Below are 23,207 nucleotides of genomic sequence, written 5' to 3' on the forward strand. Positions count from 1 at the left end.
CTGTCCGAACCGATTATGCCCACACGTCCCCATATTTGCCTGACTGCTCACAAGACGGCACAACTCCGCTCGGTGGCCGAGGCTCGCGACGCCACGAAGACGGGTCTCGGTCGACGCTTGTGGGAAGGCATCCGCTCGCGGGCCGAGGCGGATCTCGATCGCGATCCCTTCACGCCCTGGTCAGAATTTCCCGAGCGTGAACCTATTCATGCCCGTCACAGGAATGCCGATTACACGGTCTGCCTCGCGGCCGGCCAGAGAATTCTCCGTGCCTCGCTCGTTCATCTTCTGACCGGAGAGGGTGCCTTCAAGGATGAGGCTCTCCGGCAGATGGCGTCGCTTTTTGATCCCGCGGATTGGCCGATGTGGTGCGACAAGGCCCACGTCCACCAAGGTTCACCACCGGCGGATCTCCGCACCGGCATGCTCTGTGCCGACCTTGCTCTTGCCTATGACTGGCTCCACGGATCGCTGAGCGGGCCGGATCGGCAGTTCATCATCGAGGGCATCGACCGCTGCGGCATTCAGCCCTACCTCGAGAGGCTTCCCGGGAAGCCGTTCTGGCTGACTTCGCGTCACAACTGGACGACCTGCGTGGTCGGGGGGCTGGGAATCGCAGGCATGGCCCTGGCAGACGATCATCCGGATTCCGGGCGGCTGATCGATATCGCCCTGCCGGTCATGCGCGACTGCCTGAGCGTCTATGGACCCGAGGGGGAATTCAATGAGAGTGTCGGCTACGCCGGTGCAATCCAGTTGCTGGTGAATTTCTATGCCGCTTGGCTTTACCAGACGGATGGGCGTGAGAACCTGCTGGCCTCGTGGCCCTTCCCGGAGGCCTGCCGCTGGGTCATGCATTTCACCAATCCTCCGGGATACGGGGTTCCCTTCGGTGACGCTCACCGGGAAACTCCGGTCGCGTCCCAGTATTTTGCGGCGGTCGCCGCGGCCACTCGTGACCCTCTGCTGCAGTGGTTCTTTGCCACCCACCACGAGACCGAGCAGGAGCGGCGTCACGACATCCGCCCGTTCCTCTTTTTCGACGACACTCTCGCGGCGAAGGCGCCCGGCCCTGGTCTGCCGCTCGGTCGCGCCTATCATGCCCACGGCCAATGCATCAGCAGCCGGACGGATTGGAATCCGCGGACGACGGCCTGTGTGGTCACGGGCAAGGCGGGTCGTGAGGTCAATCACGCCCACAACGACGTGGGCCAGCTCTGTATCGATGGCTACGGTGAACCATTGATTGTCGATCTGGGGGCGTGCCATTATCCGAGCCATGAATTCTACGACCGGCTGGAGAATTTCTACAATTTCTCGGGTTCGGGTCACAATATACCGATGATCGGGGAGCGCGATCTGAGAATGACGCCGGATGCCCAGGGCCGGATTGAATGGGCACGATTCGACCGCGATCTGGGTGCCTGCTGGCGCCTCGACACAACCGCAGCCTATGAGGGAGTCTACCGTGTCCATCGAACCGTGATCCACCTATTCCCCGGAATCGTTGCCGTTTCTGACCGGATCGACCTTTGCCATCCCGAACAGGTGGTCCTTCGCTGGCATACGGCAGATCGTTCGACTCCCTCGCCGGATGGGAGTTTCACGGTCACCGGCAAATCCGCCCGTCTGGTCGGGAAAATCGCCAGGCCCGATAGGGGGATACTGGAAATCCGGCGGGGCGAACATGCCTACCAGCCTCCTTACGATCGCAATCGGCTGGGCGAGCACCTTGTCCAGAAGCACGAGAGCTTCATCGAGGTCGTGACGACCGGGGAAAAGGTAAGGCTGATCAGCCTCTTTGCGGTCTTTCCGGGTGGGAGCCCCCTGCCTGGCTGGACCGATCCGGGTGGCGGAGTCTGGGCGATCGAGACCCCGGACGGATCAATTGAAGTCCGTGCGGGAGCAGAGGGTTTCACCGCCGCCAACCCGGGCAGGGGATCGCGGATCGATCGGCATCAATGACACGATCAGTCAGATTTTCCCGGCGGACCTGCCGCTGGGAGGAGTCGGAGCGAGTGGTTTCGGTTCCTACCGTGGAAATGCCGGGTTCGACACCTTTTCCCACCGCAAGAGTGTGCTGCAACGGGGCACCTTTCTCGATCCCGGGTTCCGCTATCCGCCGCACGGGACGGATCTCAAGCGGGTGATCCAGGGGTATCCGTGGTTGATGCGCTAGGGATGTATCCGGATGGATGTGATGGGGCATCCGGGAGTGGATGCTTGTTCTACGTTTTCCGCGGTCGCGGAAGACAGCCTACTGATGTTCGGGCCGGCCCGATGGCCAGGTCAGGTTGTGGACGGGGCTCAGGATTTCCAGAACGCGTTCCAGGAGTTCCGTGTCGATGGGATCCTCGATGTCGCGGACATTCTGCCGGACCCTGTCCGGATTGGCGGTGCCCACGATGGTCGTGCTGACATCGGGGTTGGCGACGGAGAACTGGAGGGCGAGTTTGCTGAGCGAAGCGCCCCGTGAGCGACAGAAAGCCGCCGCTTCGGCACACTTTGCCTTGAGCTTGCCGGGAGCGGGATGCCAGTCGGGAGGACCGGCGTCGCTGAGCAGACGCATGGCAATCGGTGCGGAGCTGAAGATCCCGACACCCTTGGATTTCAGGTAGGGCATGAGGTCACTCAGCGATGTGTCGTTCAGGCAATAGTGGCAGTAGGATTGGATCTGATCGACGTCGATTTGATCCATCACCCTCCGATAAAGACTCAGCGGCAGGCAACTGATGCCGACGAAACGGGCCTTTCCTGCCGCCTGAACCCTGCGGAGAGCCGGGATGGTCTCATTGACGATCAGGTCGATGCTCCCGAATTCCATGTCGTGGACCTGGATGAAATCGATGGTGTCGACCCCGAGCCGTTGCAGGCTTTCGTCGACGCTTCGCGTCACCCGTTCGGCGGAAAAATCAAAGTCGGCCTGGGTGTGGCCGTAGCGCCCCACCTTGGTCGCCAGGATATATCGTTCGCGGGAGATCTGTTTCAGGGCCTTGCCCAGAACAGACTCGGCCCGGGTCAGGCCGTAGAAGGGAGCCGTATCGATCAGGTTGATACCCTCATCGAGGGCGAGGTGGACGGCCCGGATTCCCTCTCCTTCGTCGATATCCCGGAAAACCGAACCAAGGGGGGAACCTCCGAATCCGAGGATGGAGACGTCGAGTCCGGTTTGGCCGAGTTTGCGGTATTTCATGGGGCTGATTCGATTGAGTGGTTCTATTTGGGAGAAGCGGTCTTGGTGGTTCCTGCGGCCGGCCGATGGGGAACGACGCGGTCTTGGACGGAAGAAGGCTAGCAGAATCTCGGGCGTCGCATCGAGGGTGAAAGCTTGCTCCGGGACCGGAAAGTCCTCCCGCAATCGGGCGACGTGGTGGCTCCCAGGGTGGGCTTGACTGAAATCCGGCCCGGGGCAGAATGCGCGGTCGTCGTTCCCCAGGGCGTTATGTCGTGAGGCGATGTGACCCGAAACCTGCAGAATACCCCCCATTCATCATGCGTCTTTCCCTGATCAGTACTTTTCTGGCCGGTGCTGTCCTGGCCGTTGTTTCAGTCACATTTGGACATGTGGAATCTTCCGAGGCTGAGGAAATCTCGATCGTGCCGGCACACGAGCGTGCCACGGCCAAAGACCTTGGGATGGCAGGACCCACCGAGACCAAGGGGGTCAGCGGAGTGGTGAAACTGGGTGCCATCTCCCTTGAGCAGGATTTTCCCGAGCTTGCCGATCGAAAGATCCGGGCCCGGGAGATCACCCTGTTGCCCGGGGGCACGGTTGCCGTGCATCAGCATGAATCGCGTCCCGGAGTGGCCTATGTGATCGAGGGAGAACTGGTGGAACACCGAAATGATCAGCCGGACCCGGTCATTCGACGGGCGGGAGACACGGCTTTCGAGCAGTCGGGCATCGTCCACTGGTGGGAGAACCGGAGTCAGGAGCCGGCCAGGGTCATGGTGGTCGACATTGTGCCGGTTGATCTGGAATAGCAGGCAGCCTCGAATGGCGCTGAATTGATGGGGGAGCAGGACCGTTCGGAGTTGTAGCCACGGCAAGGCACCTCGACACCGCGAGGTGGCTGGGGGACGACGGAAATCCGGAATTTCTGCCTAACTGGTTGCCATTCCGGACAACCCCTCACTTCTCGTGCTCCCGATGATTCCGGGAGGGGCCGTGGTGATGGTCGTAGCCCAAGGCATGCATGCGGTTGTGCAGACGCCGGTGGGCGGATTCTATGATGTGGCGCATCTCGCGGTAGCGGATGGTCTCCGCCCGGGTGCCCACGTTGTCAAGGAAGGCAAGGGTTCCTTCGATCTGTTCAAGGATGACGGCCGCATCGGCCGCCGAGAAGAAATGGGAATGCTCGATGCTCACCATCACGGGGGTTGAATGGGCCGCGATCATCTCGGGTTTGTCCGCATATTTCCCGCGCACCAGGAGGGCGAGCCATGAGCTCCGGTCGACCTTGACCGACCAGTTGCCCGAATCCTCCGACGGTTCGACCGATTGACTTTCACGGATCTCCCCGTTCACGACCAGGTCAACCCGGGTCATGGGAACGGTCACGCTGGCGAGCTTCCAGGAAACATCGACCGTGCCGCCGGTCGAGTTCATCTCGATCGTGCGGCCCATGGTCTGTCCATCGACGTTGAACTCCATGAGCGGGCCGTAGGTGCAGAAGGTTTCCTTGCGACGAACCGCGTCCATCCAGGTCTCGTTGGAGAATACCGTGTCCGGAGCCAACCTGGCATATGTCCGGATGGTGCCGACCGCGGTGGAGACGCTCATCTTGTCGGTGCCCCCCACGGCAGGGACCAGGTACCCGTTATTCAGATACTGGTACCAGGATGAGAGTGAATAGGGATCGATGCCCGAATAGTGATCGCCCCAGGAGCACATCTCGATGCCGTCAATTTCCTCGAGGACGAGGCTGGCGGCGTTTTCCATCCGCGGCTGCGGAAAGTGGGGCATGATGACGAGCCCGCCCTGTTGTCGGCATTGGCGGGCCCACTCGGTCAGGAGAATGTCGACCGGGTCGCCGATGGCGGATTCATTGGCACCGCCGCTGCACATCGGGGTGATCAGGTTTCCCTTGTAGCCGAGCAGTGAGATATGACCGAGGACATGCTGGCGGTTTTCGCTGCCGACCCGGACGAGAAACTCGCCGCTGCCGCCGGACTCCTTCGAGCCGAAGGTCGTTCGTCCATCAAAATCCCCCACGTTGGTCATGAGTTCGCCCCATTGGCTGGCGAGCAAATTGATCAGGTTCACACCTTCGGCCGCGCCTTCCAGCATGGCGGATCCCGGGGAGAGAAAATGCACGTGGGTATCGGCGGTAACCCAGCCGTTTTCCCGCCAGGGCAGAACCTTCTCCAACTTGATGGTGATCTCCCTGGTCTCCGGATCGACGCTCAGGATTCTGCGGATGGGACGGATCTCAAAACCCTTGGTCACTTCCACATGGATTTTGCCGAGGGGAAGATCGACCAGGGTCTCACCCGGTGTGTAGGCGCAAATATGCGAAGCCGATTCGTCACCGTGCCAAAACTCAGGCGCATAGTCTTCGAACCAGTTGTGATTCGGTTTTCGGTGGTGGTCGGTGGGCGGAAGGTATTCACCTTCGGATCCGTGGATATGGAGCTTCACCGGGACGGGCACGCCGGACTTCGCGTCCACCGTGCGGATGCAAACCCGCTGGTGAGCGGGTGGAACGATTCGTATGCCTTCCGAGCCTTGGCCGGCGATTCCGGATTCGAGCTCGTGGATGGCTGTTTTCTGTCCCCAGGCAAAGTGAAACTCCGCCTGGGGATGGGCGGAGAATTCGACCAGGAGTTCCTTTTCGTGGATCTCGGGAACCCGGTTGTGGCGGGTAGCTTCCCATTCGAGGTCGGGGTAGATCTTGCGGGGGTTGGCGGAAATAACGGTGCCTAGATCCATCTGAACCTGGGGGAGGAGGCCATTGGCATCCAATCGTGGGTCAAAAACCACGTCGTCAGGCAGCCGGACGACGGCCTTTTTCCGTCGCTCCCAACGGATCGGCGTTCCCCGGGTGAAGCCGGCGGTCAGGGCAAAGACGACCACCACGCCACTTCTGGGCAGAAGGCGGACTTCCCTCAGGAGAGCGTCCGGCCGCGGATTCCTAAAGGCCCAGATCCAGGTGACGAACGGCCCGCCGTCCGCGATATCCGCCCTGGTCTGCCCATAGCCCCAGGCCGTATTCGGACGTGATTCATCGAAAGGAAAGGGCTTGCGGCTGGGCACGCAGTTCGAGCAGTTCTCTCCCCAGGGCCGCTGGATGGGCCCGATCTCGTAACGCCTTCTGATCGGAACGGAGATTTCTTCACCGTCGGCAAAGACAAAGATGTAGTCGGCGGCGTGAACACTCATGCGCCCCTGGTCGGGAGTGGGGGGCATGAAACCGTCTGTATTGGGAATCTCCTTTCGGAGATCCGAGGTGTGGAGGAAGACGAACCAGGGCGCGGCGACGGGGTTATCCAGTTGAATCGCCCGTGGTCGTTGGGAGATGGCGGCGACGCCATCGATCCTGAACGGGATGCCCCAGCCGATGCAGGATTCGTCGGGCGCGTGTTCCCGGGCCCGGACAAACTCAGGCGACAGGATCTCGGGGTCTAATCCGCCGATCGACTCGGTCAGGTTGGTCTTGAGGGGCTGGAAGAGGGATGAGGCGGGACCGTCTTGGAATGCTCTCATGTGGTCAAGGGGTGCGGAAGCGACTATGACGGGACGGGCGGCCTGTGACAAGACGATCCCGGAGAACGTGAGCGGGAATGGGCGAGAGTCTGGGGATCCAATGATGGATCTTTGATCGATTGCCGGAAGAGGCGCGCCCAGCGGTCACGCCCTACCCGATGGGCGCTTTGAACACGTAGGGACGGACCGCTGGGCCTCCCATCGGTTTGCCGCAGAGCCCGCCGGATCACCTGATTTCCAGGACGGGATTTTCGCGATTGTCGATCGACCAGTGTGTCGTGGTCAGGGCATTGAGAAATGCGTGGTCGTGCGAGACGAGGAGCAAGGCGCAGGGACAGTCCTTGAGAGCATTTTCAAGGCACTCGATCGACGGCAGATCGAGGTGGTTGGTCGGCTCGTCCATCACGATCATCCAGGGGCGTCGGCGGATTCCCAGCGCGATGAGAAGCTTGCGGATTTCGCCCGGGCTGGGCTGGCCGCTCTCGAGCAACCGATCCGGACGGGAGCCAAGCCGACTGATCGTCTGCATGACCTGGCCAAGTTCCCGGCGTGGCAGCAGGCGAACCTGGTCGAGGATGGAAGAGGCATTCTTGGATGTGATTTCCTGAGGGAGAAGAAGCAGTTTCTCTTCAGGCCAGTCGAGCGATTCAATGATGAAGCGGAGGAGCGTGGATTTTCCGCATCCGTTGGGTCCCACCAGAGCAATGCGATCGGAGCGGGAAATGGTGAGCTGCGGGTGGCGCAGGAAACGTCGTCCGTCGAGAGGAATTTCGCCGGGTTCGAGATCGACCAGAGTGGGCCGACGGGCGGGTTCTGCCTCGACCCAGATACCGGTCTCAAACTCGCGGCTGGAGGTGCGGGCATTGCGCTGTGCTTCCAATTGTCCGAGCCGGCCCTTCATCTGGCTGAGCAGGCGTCCGGCCTTGCCGTCTTTGCCGCTGACGACTGCCCGATTCTGCCGTCCGCGGGCATCGTTGTCGTGCGGGTTGATGTGTCGATTGGATCTTCGTTTTTCAGCCCTGTCCGCCTCGGTGCGACGGCGTTTGAATTCCCGCTCGAGTTTCCGGTAAGACGTGACCAGACGTTCCTGTTCCGCTCGAATGGCCGAGTGTTCACGGCCTCGCTCCTCCGAGGCGCGGCTGTAGTTGCCCGGTCTCATGATGGCGCGGGGTGTCTCGATGAACAGACATTGATGGATAAGGCGATCGAGAAGCTCACGATCATGGCTCACGAGAAGTCCGATGCCCTGGTAGTTCTCGAGCGATGCGATCAGAAGCTCGCGGGCGCCGGCATCGATATGATTGGTCGGTTCGTCGATCGCGAGTATATCGGGATTCTGCCAGAGGGCGACGCCGATCTGGGCCCGCTTGCGCTCGCCGTGGCTGAGTTGGTTCCAACGGACGGGCCAATCGGGCGCCATCCCGAGTCGCGAAGCGATAGCCCAAGCCTCGGGATCGGATGAAGTCAGCATTTCCTTCAGCGCGGCTGGAGCTTGATCCGTCCGTTGCGGGCAATAAGCGACTGTTCGCGGAATCCGGATTGTGCCCGAATCCGGCTCGAGCCGGCGAGTGGCGAGATGGAGCAGGGTGGATTTGCCCGAGCCGTTGGGACCGACGATTCCGGTCCAACCCGGAGGAAAATCAAGTGACAGGTTCTCGAAGAGGACCGATACGGTTGACTCGTGGGAAAAGCAAACCTGATCGAAGATCAGATGAAAGGCCATGGCGAAGGAACACGTTAATCATGAAAAGCATACGCCGCCTGAACGGGGGCGAGGTAAAATCGGCCGCGAGGTGCGGCCACCGATGGGGCTTTTCAGTTCCTGCGCATGATTGACTGGATTCAACTGGCCTGGATGATGGGCACTGCCCTCAACCCTACCGATCCTGAAATTGGCGAACCAGGCGGCACCTGGCAACTTGGAAAAACGCCGGTCTGTTTCCGCGTCTTGACCGAGCTGTCCGGGTCTGGTTTCGTGAGGGCATGGAGGGAAATCAATCTGTCCCCGGCTCCGGATCCCGCGAACGCCGATTCGTGACCACAGGCGTTGTTGGCTGGCTTGTTGTCTTTGCCTGGTCGTTCATCAGCACGGCGGTGATCGAACCGACCGGCGACGGGTTTACCCGCGGGCTGAATCGCCTGGAGGGTTTCTTCCTGTGGCAGATGGGAGCCCTCGTCGTCGCCCTGGTCCTCATGGTCTACGGCATCGGTCGTTTCAAACAACAGCGGGGGTGGCGATGGTTGAGCCGCTTGCCCCTGATTGGAGAGCTGGGGCTGGTCCTTTTTGTAATCGGAACATTCGTGGTGTTTTCCCAGAAACAACGACAACATGAGGCGGCCTATCAGGCCGGGATGCAGAACAAGCCGGTAGCCGCACCGTCTGAAGCATCGAGTCTGTCAACTGAAGCAGATTCTCCTGCGGAACCGCCGATCGAGTTATTCCGGGGCGTTTACCGCAGCGGGTTTGAGTCGAGTGAGTTCCACCCGCTGGAACCGGGTCTCAAGGGGCCGTGGTGGCTGGAGGCGGACGGGTCCAACTGGGAGGCGCTTCAGTCGCACATGACCGAACGCCCGGGTCGCGGTTCGTCAGTTACGGTGATCCTCTCCTTTACCGGACGGAAGGACACAGGAGGCGAATACGGCCACCTTGGCGCATTCGATACGCGTGTTGTCGTCGAATCGATCACAGCCATCCGACCGATTTCGGAAGCCGAATACGAGCTGGTTCTCGAATCCGTCCGCTAGAATCAGTCCTGCCTGATCCGCTGCCGGGTCGGGCGGGACTCGTTTCGCCAGCGGAGGATGGCGGATGTCCCGAAAGCGATCACCGCAACGATGCCACCCATGATCAACACGTCCATCCAGGAGGTTGCTGCTCCGTGTGGGTGGCCGTGCGGGTAGGCGGCGGTGTGGCCGAAGGAACTGGCGCTGAGGAGGACGGCAAAGAGGGGAAGAATGAAAAGCCGCTTGGTCATGGTCGTGTTGTTCTTGATGGCCGGTTGATGAAGATCTGGAAGAGGTTAAGCAGGATCAGGCAGAGATAAAGCTCAAATTCTCGCCCTCCGGAGCTGTAAAAAGGGTCCTGACTGATGGTTGAGTTGGTTTTGTGGGCAGAATCGGGCGCCATCAACAGAGACCTTGGATTCCGTTCAGGGTTCCGGCACGCTTTGTGTTGTTCGGGAGTTTACCCATGTCTTGAGTTTCGTCAATGGTTTGCACGGTGACCGCGCGGCGATCCACGGGCAAACCGTCGGTGCACGCCTGGCCCGGTTTCTGTTGGAAAGCCATTCCGCATGCCCGGGGAAGCTACCGTGGATCTCGTGCTGCTTTATGCGTGGGGCGAACCCCTCAGACCTCGATACTTTTTACAGGACGCTGCCGGCCGCGCGGCGGATCCGGTCGACGGTCCTCTTCAGGTCGGCCGCTTTCGCGTCATGTTGATTCCCGAGCATGACGGTCCGCCTGAGTATATCCAGGGAGACCGGGCACATATCGCGATGATAATCCGTCCGGCACCCTCGGTTGGCCTCCATCTTGAATGGGTCGAGAGCCGGGTGGATATGGCCCCGTTTCGCGAGGATCGGCTCCCATTCGTGGTAGGTGTGGCGTCCGGTATCCACCACCTGGTTGCCGTCAGTCAGGCTGGCGAATGCCCTGGCCTGTTCTTCGGACGGGAACTGGAAGAAGACGAAGGTGGCGCATTCGCCGTCGGGATCGTTGACGGGAGAGGGCATCAGGCCCGAGCCGGCGAGGCCCTCTAGGATCCGTGCCTTGTTACGCCGCAGGTTCCGGATGAAACCGGGCAGCCGTTTCAGCTGGGCGCGGAGCATGGCTCCCTCAATCTCGGAGATCCGGGCGCTCGAGGCGCAGAAAGAAGGCTCGCTGCGTTTTCCTTCCCAGAAGAAACCGCAGGCATCGGTATGCATGACCACCCTTTCATGGGCCCGGCGTGTCTTGGAGAGGACGGCGCCGCCTTCCCCGCAGGTGATGTTCTTGAAGTAGTTGAAGCTGTAAACCCCGGCATTTCCGAGGGAGCCGACCATGCGGCCCTGGTAGGAGCCGCCGATGCACTGGCAGCAATCCTCGATGACAAGGATCTTGTGTTTGCGGGCGATCCTGAGGATCGGCTTCATGTCGCAGACAAGTCCCCACATATGGACAGGGATGACGGCGCGGGTCCGGGGGCCGATGGCTTTTTCCAGGGCCATGGGGTCGAGGGTGATCGAGGCGTCGATGTCGACAATGACCGGGATGGCGCCGCAGGCGATCACGGCCATGGCGGTGGCCAGATAGGTGTGGGCGGGGACGATGACCTCGTCTCCGGGGCCGATGCCGAGACTGGCCAGGGCGGAGGTCAGGGCGGTCGTCCCGCTGGCCGAGAGCTGGACGTATTTGCCCCCAAGATAGGTGGCGTATTCTTCCTCGAATCGTTTCGCTTCTCCACCCGGGTGATAGCGGAAGAGTTTCCCGCTGCGCAGGACGCGGGCCATGGCGCGGATTTCAGGTTCGCCGACTTCAAGCATGATGGGATTGGGTTGAGCGGATGTACCGGGCAACGGCGCTGAAGGTGTCGATCCAGACTTCGCCGTTCTTGTCCCGAGCCCATTCGCAAATGGCGGTCAGGGTCTCCGGGAGAATGCCTTGCGGATGGTCGATCGTGATTTCGTGGCCGGTCAGGACCACCCAGTCTCCGGCCCGGAGCCCGCTTTCGAGCATGGGCAGCACTTCAGCGGGAAGGAGGCGATCAATGCCGCAGGACCAGGTCTGGGCCAGGTCCACCTGAAACGGATTGGCATTGGGATCATGAGTGTAGAGACGCCCGGCGATGAACCGCTCGGCCACCAGAGGGATGTAGCTCCGGGTGTCACGCCCCCGCCCGACAGACGTGTGTCCACAGGGGTAGGCAAATGAAGTCGGTACCGAACCGAGTCGTTCGGCGATCCATGCATTGGCGTCATCGAGTTCCCGGGCCATGCGCTCGAGATCATAGTCTTCCAGGGCGTTCCTGCGCTCCCTCACGAACTCAAAGCATTCCGAACAGGGATGCGTCATGGTGTGATTGCCAATCTCGTGTCCCCTGGCCGGAACCGTCTGCCATTCGGCGAGGCGGTCTCCGACGAATTCCGGACTGACGAAAAACGTCCCCTTTATTCCGAATGAATCGAGAATCGGGATGCCGACATCCAGTTGAGTGGTGCGGGCATCGTCGAAAGTGAGGGAGACGGCGGCTTTGGCGTTGTCGGGCCAGGAGAATCCAGGCATGGGAGGTAAGGGTTGCGGGTGATGGCATTACGCCTCCTGGGGGCGGTCGTGGCAAGCCATCGCGATGCGGGCAGGGCGCGGGCAATCGCACTTGCGCGCCGGGCCGTGCCTCAACCAGACTTGCCGTTATGTCCTGGGTCTACCTCCTCATCGCCGGTCTCTTGGAAATCGTCTGGGCCATCGGGCTGAAATTCACCGCCGGTTTCTCACGACTCGGCCCGAGTGTGCTGACCGTCGGCGCGATGATCGCCAGCTTCGTCTTCCTCGGGCAGGCGCTCAAGACGATCCCGGTCGGCACCGGCTACGCGGTCTGGACCGGCATCGGGGCGGCCGGCGTGGCCGTTATCGGGATGGTCTGGCTGGGAGAGTCACGGGAGATCCTGCGCATCCTCTGCATCGGATTGATCGTGGCGGGGGTCATCGGACTGCGGGTCTTTGCCCCGGCCGCACCGTAGCGAGCTGACCAGGGCGAGGCCATGAACCGTATCCTTATCACCGTCATCCTGCTTGGCTGCAGCAATGTCTTCATGACATTTGCCTGGTATGCCCACCTGAAGAACCTGTCTCATCGGGTCTGGGTCATCGCCGCCTTGGTCAGTTGGGGGATCGCGCTCTTCGAATACCTGCTCCAGGTGCCGGCCAACCGGATCGGACACCAGGTCATGACCGTGGGGCAGCTGAAAATCCTCCAGGAGGTGATCACCCTTTCGGTCTTTGTCCCGTTTTCCGTCTTCTACCTGAAGGAGAAGATCACATCGGACTACTTCTGGGCCGGGCTCTGCCTGCTCGGAGCCGTCTTCTTCCTTTTCCGACGGAAGCTTTTTGGAGGGTGACCGCGGGACCCGTGCGGTTCGGCGAAGTGGATTGACAGAAGTTCAGGTAATAGATACGATAAGGGTTTCTTACGTAGCCCCGTATTACCATGAAACATTTGCCATCAGGAGGGACGGTGGGAGTGCTGCTGGCCGCAGTGGTTCCCTTTATTGTATCGGGCTCGGCTTTTGCCGAGGTCAGTCTGGAAGAAATCGGAAAGAACCCGGACTTGTGGCCGGATCAGGTCACCATCACGGAAGGTGTCAGCTTTGGCCCCGGCTGGGATTTCAATGCCGGCATGAAGGTCGATCTCTGCGCCGTGATGAATGGCGAGGCCGTTTTCATCCACCGCAACGAGGTGTTCCGTCTTGAGCCGGAATTCACGGACCTGGTGGCCCGGGCCGGCAAGATCGCCGAGGGCGGGGTGCCAACGGCTTCGGGCAAGCCGCGACTGGTCGACTACCTGGTCAAGAACGGAAAGACGGTCTCTTCCGGAAACCTGGCGCCTGTATCCGATGATGCCATACCAAGCGGCGCTCTCTACGTGGTCTATTATGGGAACGGCGGTTGCGGCTGGTGCAAGTCGGCCCGTCCGTTCATGGACGCGATGCTCGAAATGATCGAGAACCACAGTCCCGGAAAGATCCAGCTCGTCCATGCCAACAGCGATACGAACAGTGCCGCCATGCGCCGCTATGCCATGACTCTCGGGGCGGGTTGGATTGTCACGGAGCCGCAGGACAAATGGCTCACCCAGAACATCCTTATCCAGGGCAAGATGGGGGACTTCATCAACTTCCCGACCGTGGCCCTCTACACGGAGACGGGGCGGCTGATCGCCAGGGGTAGCCGCGATGAAAGGGAGGGGATGAAACCCGTTGCCGACGTCCTCATGAAGCTGGACCAGATGCTGGTTGCCGGTTCAGATCCGGCAGGTGCCGTGGCCATGCGGGAGTGAGACGGTAGTTGCCGAGGAAGGATTCCTGGCACTTCGGCACGGCGAAGTGGCCACATCCCGATCCATCGGCTGGGTGTCGCCAAGCAGCTGCGCCGGCCTTCCGGTCTTTGCGTTTGCTCGGGCGAATCGACATTCAGAGCCGAAAAGGCTGTACTTTTGAACACCTATTTGCTTCAAGCTTGGGATGGCCAAGCGATATGAGTTGACCGAGGAGCAGTTTGAACAGATTCGTGATGTCTTGCCTGGCAAGGCCGGAGACCCCGGACGCAGCGCTGAAGACAACCATCGATTTCTCAATGGAGTGATGTGGGTTCTTCGCAGCGGAGCGCACTGGCACGACATGCCGGAGCGATATGGGAAATGGAAGACCACTCACAAGCGGTTCAGCCGCTGGGCCAAGACGGGGGTCTGGGAGGCGGTGTTTGAGCGATTACTCAAAGATCCCAAGAACCAATACGTGATGATCGACTCGACACTCGTTAAGGCTCACCAACAGGCCGCAACGGGGAAAAGGGGGCTCACGACCAGGCTCTGGGGCGATCCCGTGGAGGACTGACCACCAAGATCCATTGGCGAGATCCGCGTGTTCGAGCTTCCCGGGCATCCCTTCTTTGTGGGTACGCTCTTTGTGCCGCAGGCCCGGTCGACCGCGGGGAACCCGCATCCGCTGGTGACCGGGTTTATCGAGGCCGTCTCGCGACGAGCGTGAAGGCCGACTGAAGGAATACTCGCGCAGAGACGCGGAGGTGCAGAGACAGGGCCAACTCAATCCGGCACCGGTTGATCCTCTGCGTCTCTGCGAATCGAGTTCGCGTCATCGCGGACGGGCGCGAGATCAGTCGGTTCCGGCTTTTGACCGAACCAAGAGGAAGCCAGGTGCCTCAGGCTTGGGGATTCGACTTCGTTGAGCAGGTGCTCCAGCCAAAAGGAAGGTAGGCGGGGCAGACACCGACGACTCCGGTGAGGAGCGGCAGGAGGCCGATCAGGCCCCACCAGCTTTGATAGAAATAGCCGGCAATCAGGATGGCGAGACCGGCGATGATACGGATGACGCGGTCGAGGGTTCCTTCGTTGGTTTTCATGGATGGATCGGGGATGGATGGATGGTTTGGATGTTACCCGATTTATCACGGATGTGAAGCCGATTGGGTCCGTCGTGATCATTCTTCTCGTTGCGGCAGGGTGTCGTCCGGATTCGAATTGCACTGATCCTCACTTTCGGGCTATATCTCCTGACGCTTTGTCCCGCGTCTGAGCTTATGAAAACTGAAAATGTCGTTCGCGCCATGGCCGGAACCATGGCCCTCATTGGTCTGGCCCTCGCCCATTGGGTGCATCCCAACTGGATCTGGCTGACGGTATTCGTCGGCGCCAATCTGTTGCAATCGGCCTTTACCGGATTCTGTCCGGCTGAGTTGATTGTCCGCAAGCTGAAGGGCGAGACTGCCTGAAGGGGTCGGCAGGGAGACGGGCCGGCGGCCTGTCGCACCGCGGAAGTCCTCCGTTTGAGGCCCCTTGGGGGCGCTCCTTAAGCCGGAAAGTCCAGGGATTCGGGCCTTGCTCAGGGCTCATGATTTGATAATTATCAAATCACAGGTTGTCCTGTTCCCCCAATGTTGAAGAACCCTCTTTCCCTTCTGCTGATTGCCCTGTCGGCGGTGTTCGCAGTGTCACGTGGCCTGGCTCAGGAGACCCTGCTGGACGAAAACTTTAGCGACGGCGAGCTGACCGGCGGCTCGGATCCGCTCGATGCCACCTGGTTTGCGGCGACAGCTTCGACGGCTGCGATCGTCGACGATGCGGCCGGATTGGGGGCGGGCAATGCCCTTCAATACCTGAGCAGCGGCAACTTTTCGCGGGTGACCGCCGCCCTTGACGCACCGATCGCCCTGGCGGAGGCCGGTGACCTCATCACGATCAGCCTTCGGCTGCGAATGACCCGGTTCAGTGCGTCGAACGACGGTGGTTTTCGTTTCGGTCTGCACAACGATAGTGGAGAGCCGATCACCGGGGCGAATCTCGGGCAGAGCTGGACCGACCTGACCGACGGTTGGGATGGCTACTATTTCCGGATCGGCGTGGGAACGGCCGCGGGCATGCGCATCTACAAGGACCTGCCGGTCGCGGGCAACAGTGCGATGGGAGGCAGCGGCGACGTGACTGTGGGCAACGGAACGGCGGTCGCCCTGGATGACATGGCCGTGCACACCGCCCGGATCGAGATTGAGCGGACGGCCGGCAGCCAGAACGAACTCCGGTTTTTCTGGGACGGTGTCCCGATGGTTTCAGCAACCACCACGACAAGCGGTGGAGAAATGAGCGCGTTCACCAACCTCACCATCGGAACCGGGAGCACGGAGGTGGATACCGTGGTCGATGACATCAGGATTACCCTGGGAGAGGGGACGACGGTGGTCGAGCCGATCGACCTGCAGGCCCGCCTGGTCGACTGGACGCGGGCCGGCGTGGAAGGCGGCATCCCCGACTATGCCAACATCATCGATTTTGGGGAGGCGGGTGGTGACGCGACCGGTCAGGTCGACAACACAGCGCGGCTGCAAAGCCTGATCAGCAACCTGACCGAGGATACCGTCATCTACTTTCCGGCGGGCGTCTTTCGTTTTGACCGGAGAATCCGGCTCGCGGACATCTCCTCCCGCGATCTGCCCGGCGTCATTCTGCGCGGCGCCGGGACCCGGGACACCAAGCTGCTCTTCATGGACCCGGTGGCGGAGGATTCCGGTCTGTTCGATGTATCGGGCTATGCGATCGGAGCGGACATCCCGATTGTGACGGGACTGACCAAGGACTCGACTTCGATCACCCTGCAGTCGGCGGCGGCTCTCATGGTGGGCGACTGGATCGCCATCCGGCAGGACAATGACTACGATGCCATGGCGACGACCCGGAACATTCCCGATTACCTCGACTCGATCGACAACGCGACCGGCTATGCGAGACGCGTGGTCGGGCAGGTGGTCAAGGTGACGGCGATCGAGGGGAATGTCGTGATGCTGGATCGCGGCCTGCATCTCGATTTCACCTGGGCCAATCCGACCGTGACCCGGGTTCACATGATTGAAGGGGTCGGGTTCGAGGACCTTACCCTGGAGAACGGCCTGGCCTCGGCCAAGCGGATGAATTCTGATTTCCTCTATGCTGCCAATTGCTGGATCCGGAACGTCCACAGCCTTATGGCGATGCGGTTCCATGTCGCCACCGAACTCTGCGCCAACCTCACGATCAGCGACTCCTTTTTCAATGATGCCTTCCGGCATGACGGGGGCGGGCACGGTTACGGGACGCTGATTGCGGACACGACCACGCACTGCCTGATCGAGAACAATGTTTTCCAGAAACTGCGTCACTCGATGATCTGGAAGGAGGGCGCCACCGGTAATGTTTTTGCCTACAATTACTCCTTCGGAGGAGAATGGGATTCTTCCGGGGTTCCGCCGGATTTGTCGGGCCACGGGCACTACGCCTTCGCCAATCTGCTTGAGGGAAATATCGTCGAGTATGTCCATGCGTCCGACTACTGGGGGCCGATCGGTCCGAATAATGTTTTCCTGCGCAACCGGGTAACCCTTCGCGGGATCGATATTGATGACCGAACGTTCGATCAGAACGTCATCGGCAATGAATTGGTTTCGTCATCTTCTCCCTTTGTTGCGTTCGATGGCACGTCGACCGGCGGATATGCCCACGGAAACAGCGAGGACGGGGTGATTGTCTGGCGACCGGGCGAGCCGCAGGAGGTCGCAGAATCCTATTTCTATTCCGGAAAGCCCGCATTCTGGGACATCCCGGATCCCTGGCCCTCACTCGGTCCCGAGCAGACGGCGGGCACCTATACGATTCCCGCCAAGTACCGTTGGGACAACGGCCTGATGGAGGAGTTTGTCGCTCCCGTTCCCGAGATTTCGGGACAGCCGGTGAGCGCCGCAGCGGAGATGGGCGGCGGGGTCGTTTTCAGTGTGGAGGCCCGACTGCTCGGCGAGGTCGATTTCCAATGGAAGAGGGACGGGGTTGATCTGAGCGACAACGGCACCGTGAGTGGGTCAAAAACCCCGTCGCTTGTCCTGAGCGATGTTTCCCTGGCGGACCAGGGGATCTACCGGCTGGTCATCACCAATCCCCGAGGTTCCACCACCAGTGATCCCGCCCTGCTTTCACTCTGGTCGCCGGACGACGGGGTTCTCAGCAACCTCTCAACCCGGGGCCAGGTGCTCTCACCCCCCAATATCCTCATCGGCGGCTTTGTCATTGTGGGGGACGCGCCGAAAACGATGTTGGTCCGCGGCATCGGACCGTCGATGGGGACGTTCGTCGGGCCGGAAAAAGCCCTGCCCGATTCCATGATTTCGTTGACCCTCAACGGTTCGAAGATCCTCGAGAATGACGACTGGGGGACGCAGCCGGATGCCGAGGCGATCGCCTCTCTCACCGCTCAGGTGAGCGGGTTTCCTCTCGAGCCCGATTCAAAGGACGCCGTGCTCCTGGCCGATCTGGGCCCGGGTGTTTACAGCGCACGCCTCGGGGCCAAGGAAGGTTCCGGGATCGGCCTGGTCGAGCTTTACGATGGGGGCAGTGGGAGCGGTGATTCGCGGCTGATGAACATCTCCACCCGCGGTCGGGTCGGCCTCGGCGATGCGGTCATGATCCCCGGTATCGTGGTGACCGGGAATTCCCGCCGTTTGTTGATTAGGGGAGTGGGCCCGGAATTGGCGGTGTCGATCGGATTGGATCCGGATGAAGTGCTGGCGGACCCGGTCCTGACCCTGAAGGACGCGGATGGCCTGATCGTCACAACCAACGACGATTGGGGCTCGGGCGGCGACGCGGAGATGATCACGATGGTTTCGCAGCAGGTCGGCGCCTTTCCGCTGACCCCGGGCAGCGCCGATGCGGTGCTGCTGGTCGATCTGCCGGCCGGTGTCTATACGGCCAAGGTGTCTGATGCCACCGGGGGAGAGGGGATCTCCATCGTCGAAGTCTACGCCGCGCCGTGAAGCAGGCGGAATCCCCGGCATAAGAACAATTTAACGAAATTGTTTCTTGTCATGACGCCCGCTAATTTATATTTATAAAATCAATTGCCCGCCTGAACCCCTGAAATCCATGAAACACACCCTGATCCCCTTGGTGTTGGCCCTGTCGCTGACGCCCTTCCTATCTGCGCAGAACTATTACGAAAACGACTTCGAGTCGGACACGGTCGGTGAAGTGCCGGCGGGTGACATGATCACTTTTTCACCCTCGACCAACACGACCGAGAACGGTGCGGTCGTTGTCGACGCGACCTCGACGCCGGCCAATCCGCTGTCGGGCAAGTCCCTCTATATTTACGATCTCGGGTCGAGCCCGACCCATATGCGTTTTCCGTTCAACGGGGGCGTCAATGTGTCGAACCTGCGGGTGGATGTGGACTTCCAGCGGTCGTCGGTGCCCGACGGGCTCGACGACGAGAACATCCGGGTGCAACTGGCGGTTGGCCGGGCGGGTGACGCGCTGAACAATTCGGATTTCCGCCCCTTTGAAGTGCGCCTGCAGAATCGGGGCAAGATCCAGGTCAACAGCATTGACGGGACGGTCACGGCGGCCGATTACCTGACCGATGCGCCCAATCACCTGACCCTGCTGATCAATTCCCACGACACCGATTCGGTGGCGGTAAACGATGCCACCCTCGGGATGGTCACGGTTCAGCCCAACACCATGCAGCTCTTTCTCAACGACTCGTTCGTGGGGGCCTATACCTTTCACCAGACGCCGGATCCGGCCAACGCGCCGCAGATCGACTTCTACGCCGAGAACAATGATCTGGGTCAGTTCGCGCTTTACCAGGACTCGTCGCGCACCGGCGGTATTGTCTTCGACAACCTGAAGCTGGCGGGGCTGGTCTCAGAGCCCCCGCCTCCGGTCACGGATAAGTATTTCGAAGCCGATTTCGATACGGACACGGTGGGCGAACAGCCATCCGGCGGTTATACCTTCTCGCCTTCCGGCAACACCGGAAACAACGGCGCGGTTGTCATCGATGCGACCTCGACGCCCGCCAATCCGCTGGGTGGGCAGTCGCTGCTCATTTACGATTACTTGGGCGACCTTTCCAATGGGGATCCGACCCATATGCGGAAGCCGTTCAACGGCGAGAATGTTTCCAATCTGCGGGTCGATTTCGATTTCCAGCGCGGCAGCCTGGAGACCGATGCCACCGATCCACTGGACACGGATACCCGGGTTCACTTTGCCGTTGGTCGGATCGGTGATTCGCTGAACAACTCGGATTTCCGACCCTTTGAGATCCGCATCGCGAACAACGGAACAGTGGTCGTGAACTCGATCGCGGGTTCGACGGCAGGTGACGCCTACCTGTTGGATGCCCCCAATCACCTCACGCTGCTGATCAATTCGCACGATACGAACTCGGTGGATTACGATGATCCGACTTTGGGAACGGGCACGGTGTTGCCCAACAACCTGCAGGTCTTCCTCAACGACTCCTCAATCGGAACCTATGTCTTCTTTCAGACGCCGGATCCGGTCAACGCGCCGCAGGTCGACTTTTATGCGCAAGACAACGATCTCGGTCAGTTCGCTTTCTACCAGGACAGCAAGCGCCAGGGCGACCTGGTGGTGGACAACCTGGTCATCGAGAGCCTGCTGGCCAGTGTGACCACACTCCCGGCACCAACCGACCTCGCGGCCACAGCCGAATCAGCCGTGGCGGTCAGCCTGGGTTGGACTGACAATGCGACCGATGAAACGGCCTATGTCGTCGAGCGCAAAACCGGTGATGGTGAGTACAGTGTGATCGCCGAGTTGGCCGCCGACGTGGAAGGCTATCTCGACGAGACGGTGCTGCCGGAAACGACCTATACCTACCGGGTGAAGGCGGCCACCGCGACGGTTGAATCGGAATACTCCAATGAATCCGAAGTGACCACGCCGGAACAGGTCGAGCCTCTGATCGTGGGGCAGAACGTCCCCAACCTCGTGGTTTCCGGTGACGACGCCATGGTGACGATCACTTCCCTCGGCCGCGCTCCACTTTCCTACAAGTGGTACACGGGGGTTTCCGGTGATACGTCAACTCCGATTGCTGGGGCGGAATCCGCGACGCTCTCCCTGGAAGGGATGACCGCGACCACCCAGGTCTGGGTGGAGGTCACCAACACTGAAGGAAGCGCAAACAGCGAGACCATCACGGTCAAGGTTAGGGCGCCGGTCAACAGCGTCGTCACCAGTGAGTCCGAGCTCAACGCCGCCATCGCGGCGGCAGGACCGGGCGACACTATCCTGATGGCGGCCGGCACCTGGGAGGATCTTGTCATCCGACTGGTCGGCGAAGGCACGGAAGCCCATCCGATCACCCTCGGGGTCGAGACGCCCGGATCAGTCATTCTGACCGGAGCTTCCAGGGCCGAGATCGGGGGCACCTGGCTGGTCCTTCGGGATCTGTCCTTTGAAGGTGCCTACACCGGGAATGACGACGAGATCGTCCAATTCCGGCAGGGATCGGGCAACCTGGCCAATCATTGCCGGGTGACCAATATCAGTATCGTCGACTATATTCCCGCCAATGGCGATCGGACCTTCTGGATCTCCTTCTACGGGACCTACAACCGGCTCGACCACAGCTACCTGAGCGGGCACAATGTCAGTGGCGTGACCGCAGTGGTCTGGCTCGACGGCAGCCCGAACCATCACCGGATTGATCACAATCAATTCGCCAATCGCATCTTTGGCGGAGAAAACGGTTGGGAGACCATCCGGATAGGAACGAGTGAGTATTCCATGAGCAGTTCACAGACCACGGTGGACCATAATCTGTTCACCCGGGTGGACGGGGAGATTGAGATCATCTCGAACAAGTCCGGGGACAACATCTATCGCTACAACTCGTTCGTCGAAAGCCAGGGCACCCTGACGCTCCGTCATGGAAACCGGTGTATCGTGGATTCAAATACGTTCTACGGAGGTGGACGCGAGGGCACCGGCGGAATCCGGGTCATCGGCACGGACCACCTGATCATCAACAACCACTTCGAGGCGACCACGGCCCGGGACGGGGCGGCCATCACGGTCTATTCGGGAGTCAGTGGCGGTCCTCTCGACGGTTATTTCGCGGCCGACCGTGCGACCATCGCCTTCAATACGTTTGTCGACAATGTCGGACTGGCGATCGACGTTGGAACCGGCCTGGGGACGAGTGACCGGACCGTGCTCCCGACCGGGATCCGCGTGTTCAACAATCTGTTGACCCGGACCTCGGCCAGCACGGCCGCCTTTGTCGGCGGGGAGAACCCGGAGGACCAGGCCTGGACGAAGAACATGATCCACAACGGGACGGCCGGGATCGATTCGGTCGACGGGTTTGTCACCGCTGATCCGCTCCTGAGCTGGAATGCCCTCCGTCAGTTGGTGCTGCCGGCGTCCGACGGTCCGGTGGCCAGTGCGGCGGCCCGCGGAATTCTCACGGTCGCCCTGGATATCGATGGCAAGGCCCGTGGTTCGGTTCAGGATATCGGGGCGCATGAAGTGTCCTCGGATGAAATCCTGGCGTCGGTGGGTCCGGTCAGCGCTGTGGATACGGGACCGTCCTTCCTCGGGCCGAAACGGGTCCCGGGCGAGCCCAATGCCCGGCTGGTCAACAACTCGACCCGGGCCATCTCCAATACCGGCGAGGCTTTGCTCATCAATGGATTTGTGGTGGCGGGAGCGGATCCCAAATCGGTGCTGATCCGTGCGGTCGGGCCGGGGTTGAGCGCCTACTCGGTGACGGATCCCATGCCCGAGCCGGTTCTCAGGCTCTTTGACGCGTCGGGGTCGATTGTTGAGTCGAACACGGGCTGGCAGACCGGGCCGGAGCGGGATCTGGCGGAGGCCGCGGCGGTGGTCGGGGCGTTCGCGTTGGAGGACGGCTCTCTCGACTCGGCCTTGCTCACGACGCTCTGGCCGGGGGCCTACACCGCCCAGGTGACTCCGGCTGAGGGAACGGTGGGCACCGTCTTGCTCGAGATCTACGACCTGACCGAAGCCGCCAGCGTCATGACCAACCAGTCCTCCCGCGGTGAAGTCGGTGTTGGTCAGGAAGTGCTCATCACCGGATTTGTCATTGGCGGTGCGGATTCGCGCCAAGTGCTCGTTCGCGGCGCCGGGCCCGCGTTGACGGGATTTGGCGTGACGACCGCCATTGGCAACCCGACGCTGGAGATCATCGATGCGGACGACGTTTCGGTGGCGGCGAATGACGACTGGTCGGACAGTGCCGAGGCTGCTGCGATCGAAGCCGCGGCGGAGGTGGTCGGGGCTTTCCCCTTTGCCTCGGGCAGTCAGGACGCCGCGATCCTCATCACTCTGCCTCCGGGAGTCTACACGGCCCGGGTGAAGGGGGTCTCCGGGGATACGGGGACGACCCTCGTGGAAATCTATCTGCTGGATTGATCTGAATCCGGTTTGGTT

16 protein-coding genes and 1 pseudogene are annotated in these 23,207 nt (G+C 61.0%); 10 read left to right on the top strand and 7 right to left on the bottom strand.

What is annotated here, in order from left to right; genetic code table 11:
- Positions 1–15: 15 nt before the first annotated feature.
- Positions 16–1,965: a heparinase II/III family protein gene (locus R3F07_16500; GenBank protein MEZ5277984.1), complete on the top strand. Its 1,950-nt coding sequence runs from the start codon at positions 16–18 to the stop codon at positions 1,963–1,965.
- A 292-nt stretch (positions 1,966–2,257) separates the two neighbouring features.
- Here the strand turns inward: R3F07_16500 and R3F07_16505 are convergent, their stop codons facing one another.
- On the bottom strand, positions 2,258–3,193 hold the full coding sequence (locus R3F07_16505) for an aldo/keto reductase (protein ID MEZ5277985.1): 936 nt from the start codon (positions 3,191–3,193) through the stop codon (positions 2,258–2,260).
- A 299-nt stretch (positions 3,194–3,492) separates the two neighbouring features.
- Between R3F07_16505 and R3F07_16510 the strand changes: the two genes are divergently transcribed.
- Positions 3,493–3,984: a cupin domain-containing protein gene (locus R3F07_16510; protein MEZ5277986.1), complete on the top strand. Its 492-nt coding sequence runs from the start codon at positions 3,493–3,495 to the stop codon at positions 3,982–3,984.
- A gap of 148 nt (positions 3,985–4,132) precedes the next feature.
- Here R3F07_16510 and R3F07_16515 read toward each other — a convergent pair whose 3' ends face one another.
- Positions 4,133–6,706, bottom strand: coding sequence for a CehA/McbA family metallohydrolase (locus tag R3F07_16515; GenBank protein ID MEZ5277987.1), 2,574 nt, complete (start codon positions 6,704–6,706; stop codon positions 4,133–4,135).
- A 226-nt stretch (positions 6,707–6,932) separates the two neighbouring features.
- A complete protein-coding gene (locus R3F07_16520; protein ID MEZ5277988.1) occupies positions 6,933–8,429 on the bottom strand; it encodes an ATP-binding cassette domain-containing protein in 1,497 nt (498 codons plus the stop codon).
- A gap of 311 nt (positions 8,430–8,740) precedes the next feature.
- Here R3F07_16520 and R3F07_16525 point away from each other — a divergent pair, with 311 nt between their 5' ends.
- Positions 8,741–9,451 (top strand): hypothetical protein, encoded by a 711-nt coding sequence (locus R3F07_16525; GenBank protein MEZ5277989.1) that lies wholly within the window; start codon positions 8,741–8,743, stop codon positions 9,449–9,451.
- A gap of 2 nt (positions 9,452–9,453) precedes the next feature.
- On the opposite strand, the gene R3F07_16530 is transcribed toward R3F07_16525, so the two are convergent.
- From R3F07_16530 to R3F07_16540, 3 genes are all read right to left on the bottom strand, one after another.
- Positions 9,454–9,681: a hypothetical protein gene (locus R3F07_16530; protein ID MEZ5277990.1), complete on the bottom strand. Its 228-nt coding sequence runs from the start codon at positions 9,679–9,681 to the stop codon at positions 9,454–9,456.
- A 390-nt stretch (positions 9,682–10,071) separates the two neighbouring features.
- Positions 10,072–11,229, bottom strand: coding sequence for a DegT/DnrJ/EryC1/StrS family aminotransferase (locus R3F07_16535; GenBank protein ID MEZ5277991.1), 1,158 nt, complete (start codon positions 11,227–11,229; stop codon positions 10,072–10,074).
- Positions 11,222–11,968, bottom strand: coding sequence for a polysaccharide deacetylase family protein (locus tag R3F07_16540; GenBank protein ID MEZ5277992.1), 747 nt, complete (start codon positions 11,966–11,968; stop codon positions 11,222–11,224). The genes R3F07_16535 and R3F07_16540 overlap by 8 nt, the downstream gene beginning before the upstream one ends.
- 128 nt (positions 11,969–12,096) lie before the next feature.
- Here R3F07_16540 and sugE point away from each other — a divergent pair, with 128 nt between their 5' ends.
- The 4 genes and pseudogenes from sugE (at position 12,097) to R3F07_16560 (ending at position 14,309) form a co-directional block, all read left to right on the top strand.
- Complete coding sequence (gene sugE / locus R3F07_16545; GenBank protein MEZ5277993.1) at positions 12,097–12,423, top strand: quaternary ammonium compound efflux SMR transporter SugE; 327 nt, start codon at positions 12,097–12,099, stop codon at positions 12,421–12,423.
- Positions 12,424–12,444: 21 nt separating this feature from the next.
- Positions 12,445–12,801: a DMT family protein gene (locus tag R3F07_16550; protein MEZ5277994.1), complete on the top strand. Its 357-nt coding sequence runs from the start codon at positions 12,445–12,447 to the stop codon at positions 12,799–12,801.
- A gap of 89 nt (positions 12,802–12,890) precedes the next feature.
- Positions 12,891–13,739, top strand: a complete 849-nt coding sequence (locus tag R3F07_16555) for a hypothetical protein (protein MEZ5277995.1) — start codon at positions 12,891–12,893, stop codon at positions 13,737–13,739.
- Between the two features lie 184 nt (positions 13,740–13,923).
- Positions 13,924–14,309: pseudogene (locus R3F07_16560) on the top strand (IS5 family transposase).
- A gap of 311 nt (positions 14,310–14,620) precedes the next feature.
- On the opposite strand, the gene R3F07_16565 reads toward R3F07_16560, so the two are convergent.
- The gene (locus R3F07_16565) at positions 14,621–14,821 is read right to left on the bottom strand and encodes a DUF2892 domain-containing protein (GenBank protein ID MEZ5277996.1); all 201 of its coding nucleotides are present in this window, start codon (positions 14,819–14,821) and stop codon (positions 14,621–14,623) included.
- A 177-nt stretch (positions 14,822–14,998) separates the two neighbouring features.
- On the opposite strand from R3F07_16565, the gene R3F07_16570 reads away from it, so the two are divergent.
- The 3 genes from R3F07_16570 to R3F07_16580 all read left to right on the top strand — a co-directional run bounded on the left by R3F07_16570 (position 14,999) and on the right by R3F07_16580 (position 23,189).
- Positions 14,999–15,190: a DUF2892 domain-containing protein gene (locus tag R3F07_16570; protein ID MEZ5277997.1), complete on the top strand. Its 192-nt coding sequence runs from the start codon at positions 14,999–15,001 to the stop codon at positions 15,188–15,190.
- Positions 15,191–15,352: 162 nt separating this feature from the next.
- Positions 15,353–18,751 (top strand): glycosyl hydrolase family 28-related protein, encoded by a 3,399-nt coding sequence (locus R3F07_16575; GenBank protein ID MEZ5277998.1) that lies wholly within the window; start codon positions 15,353–15,355, stop codon positions 18,749–18,751.
- A 109-nt stretch (positions 18,752–18,860) separates the two neighbouring features.
- A complete protein-coding gene (locus R3F07_16580) occupies positions 18,861–23,189 on the top strand; it encodes a chondroitinase-B domain-containing protein (protein MEZ5277999.1) in 4,329 nt (1,442 codons plus the stop codon).
- Positions 23,190–23,207: the final 18 nt, after the last annotated feature.

The organism is Opitutaceae bacterium, from assembly GCA_041395105.1.
GTDB lineage: Bacteria > Verrucomicrobiota > Verrucomicrobiia > Opitutales > Opitutaceae > B12-G4.

Bases quoted from the DNA above. Each gene is read 5' to 3' on its own strand.
- R3F07_16500 (MEZ5277984.1), top strand. From the start codon at position 16: ATGCCCACACGTCCCCATATTTGCCTGACTGCTCACAAGACGGCACAA.
- R3F07_16505 (MEZ5277985.1), bottom strand. From the start codon at position 3,193: ATGAAATACCGCAAACTCGGCCAAACCGGACTCGACGTCTCCATCCTC.
- R3F07_16510 (MEZ5277986.1), top strand. From the start codon at position 3,493: ATGCGTCTTTCCCTGATCAGTACTTTTCTGGCCGGTGCTGTCCTGGCC.
- R3F07_16515 (MEZ5277987.1), bottom strand. From the start codon at position 6,706: ATGAGAGCATTCCAAGACGGTCCCGCCTCATCCCTCTTCCAGCCCCTC.
- R3F07_16520 (MEZ5277988.1), bottom strand. From the start codon at position 8,429: ATGGCCTTTCATCTGATCTTCGATCAGGTTTGCTTTTCCCACGAGTCA.
- R3F07_16530 (MEZ5277990.1), bottom strand. From the start codon at position 9,681: ATGACCAAGCGGCTTTTCATTCTTCCCCTCTTTGCCGTCCTCCTCAGC.
- R3F07_16535 (MEZ5277991.1), bottom strand. From the start codon at position 11,229: ATGCTTGAAGTCGGCGAACCTGAAATCCGCGCCATGGCCCGCGTCCTG.
- R3F07_16540 (MEZ5277992.1), bottom strand. From the start codon at position 11,968: ATGCCTGGATTCTCCTGGCCCGACAACGCCAAAGCCGCCGTCTCCCTC.
- sugE (MEZ5277993.1), top strand. From the start codon at position 12,097: ATGTCCTGGGTCTACCTCCTCATCGCCGGTCTCTTGGAAATCGTCTGG.
- R3F07_16550 (MEZ5277994.1), top strand. From the start codon at position 12,445: ATGAACCGTATCCTTATCACCGTCATCCTGCTTGGCTGCAGCAATGTC.
- R3F07_16555 (MEZ5277995.1), top strand. From the start codon at position 12,891: ATGAAACATTTGCCATCAGGAGGGACGGTGGGAGTGCTGCTGGCCGCA.
- R3F07_16565 (MEZ5277996.1), bottom strand. From the start codon at position 14,821: ATGAAAACCAACGAAGGAACCCTCGACCGCGTCATCCGTATCATCGCC.
- R3F07_16570 (MEZ5277997.1), top strand. From the start codon at position 14,999: ATGAAAACTGAAAATGTCGTTCGCGCCATGGCCGGAACCATGGCCCTC.
- R3F07_16575 (MEZ5277998.1), top strand. From the start codon at position 15,353: ATGTTGAAGAACCCTCTTTCCCTTCTGCTGATTGCCCTGTCGGCGGTG.
- R3F07_16580 (MEZ5277999.1), top strand. From the start codon at position 18,861: ATGAAACACACCCTGATCCCCTTGGTGTTGGCCCTGTCGCTGACGCCC.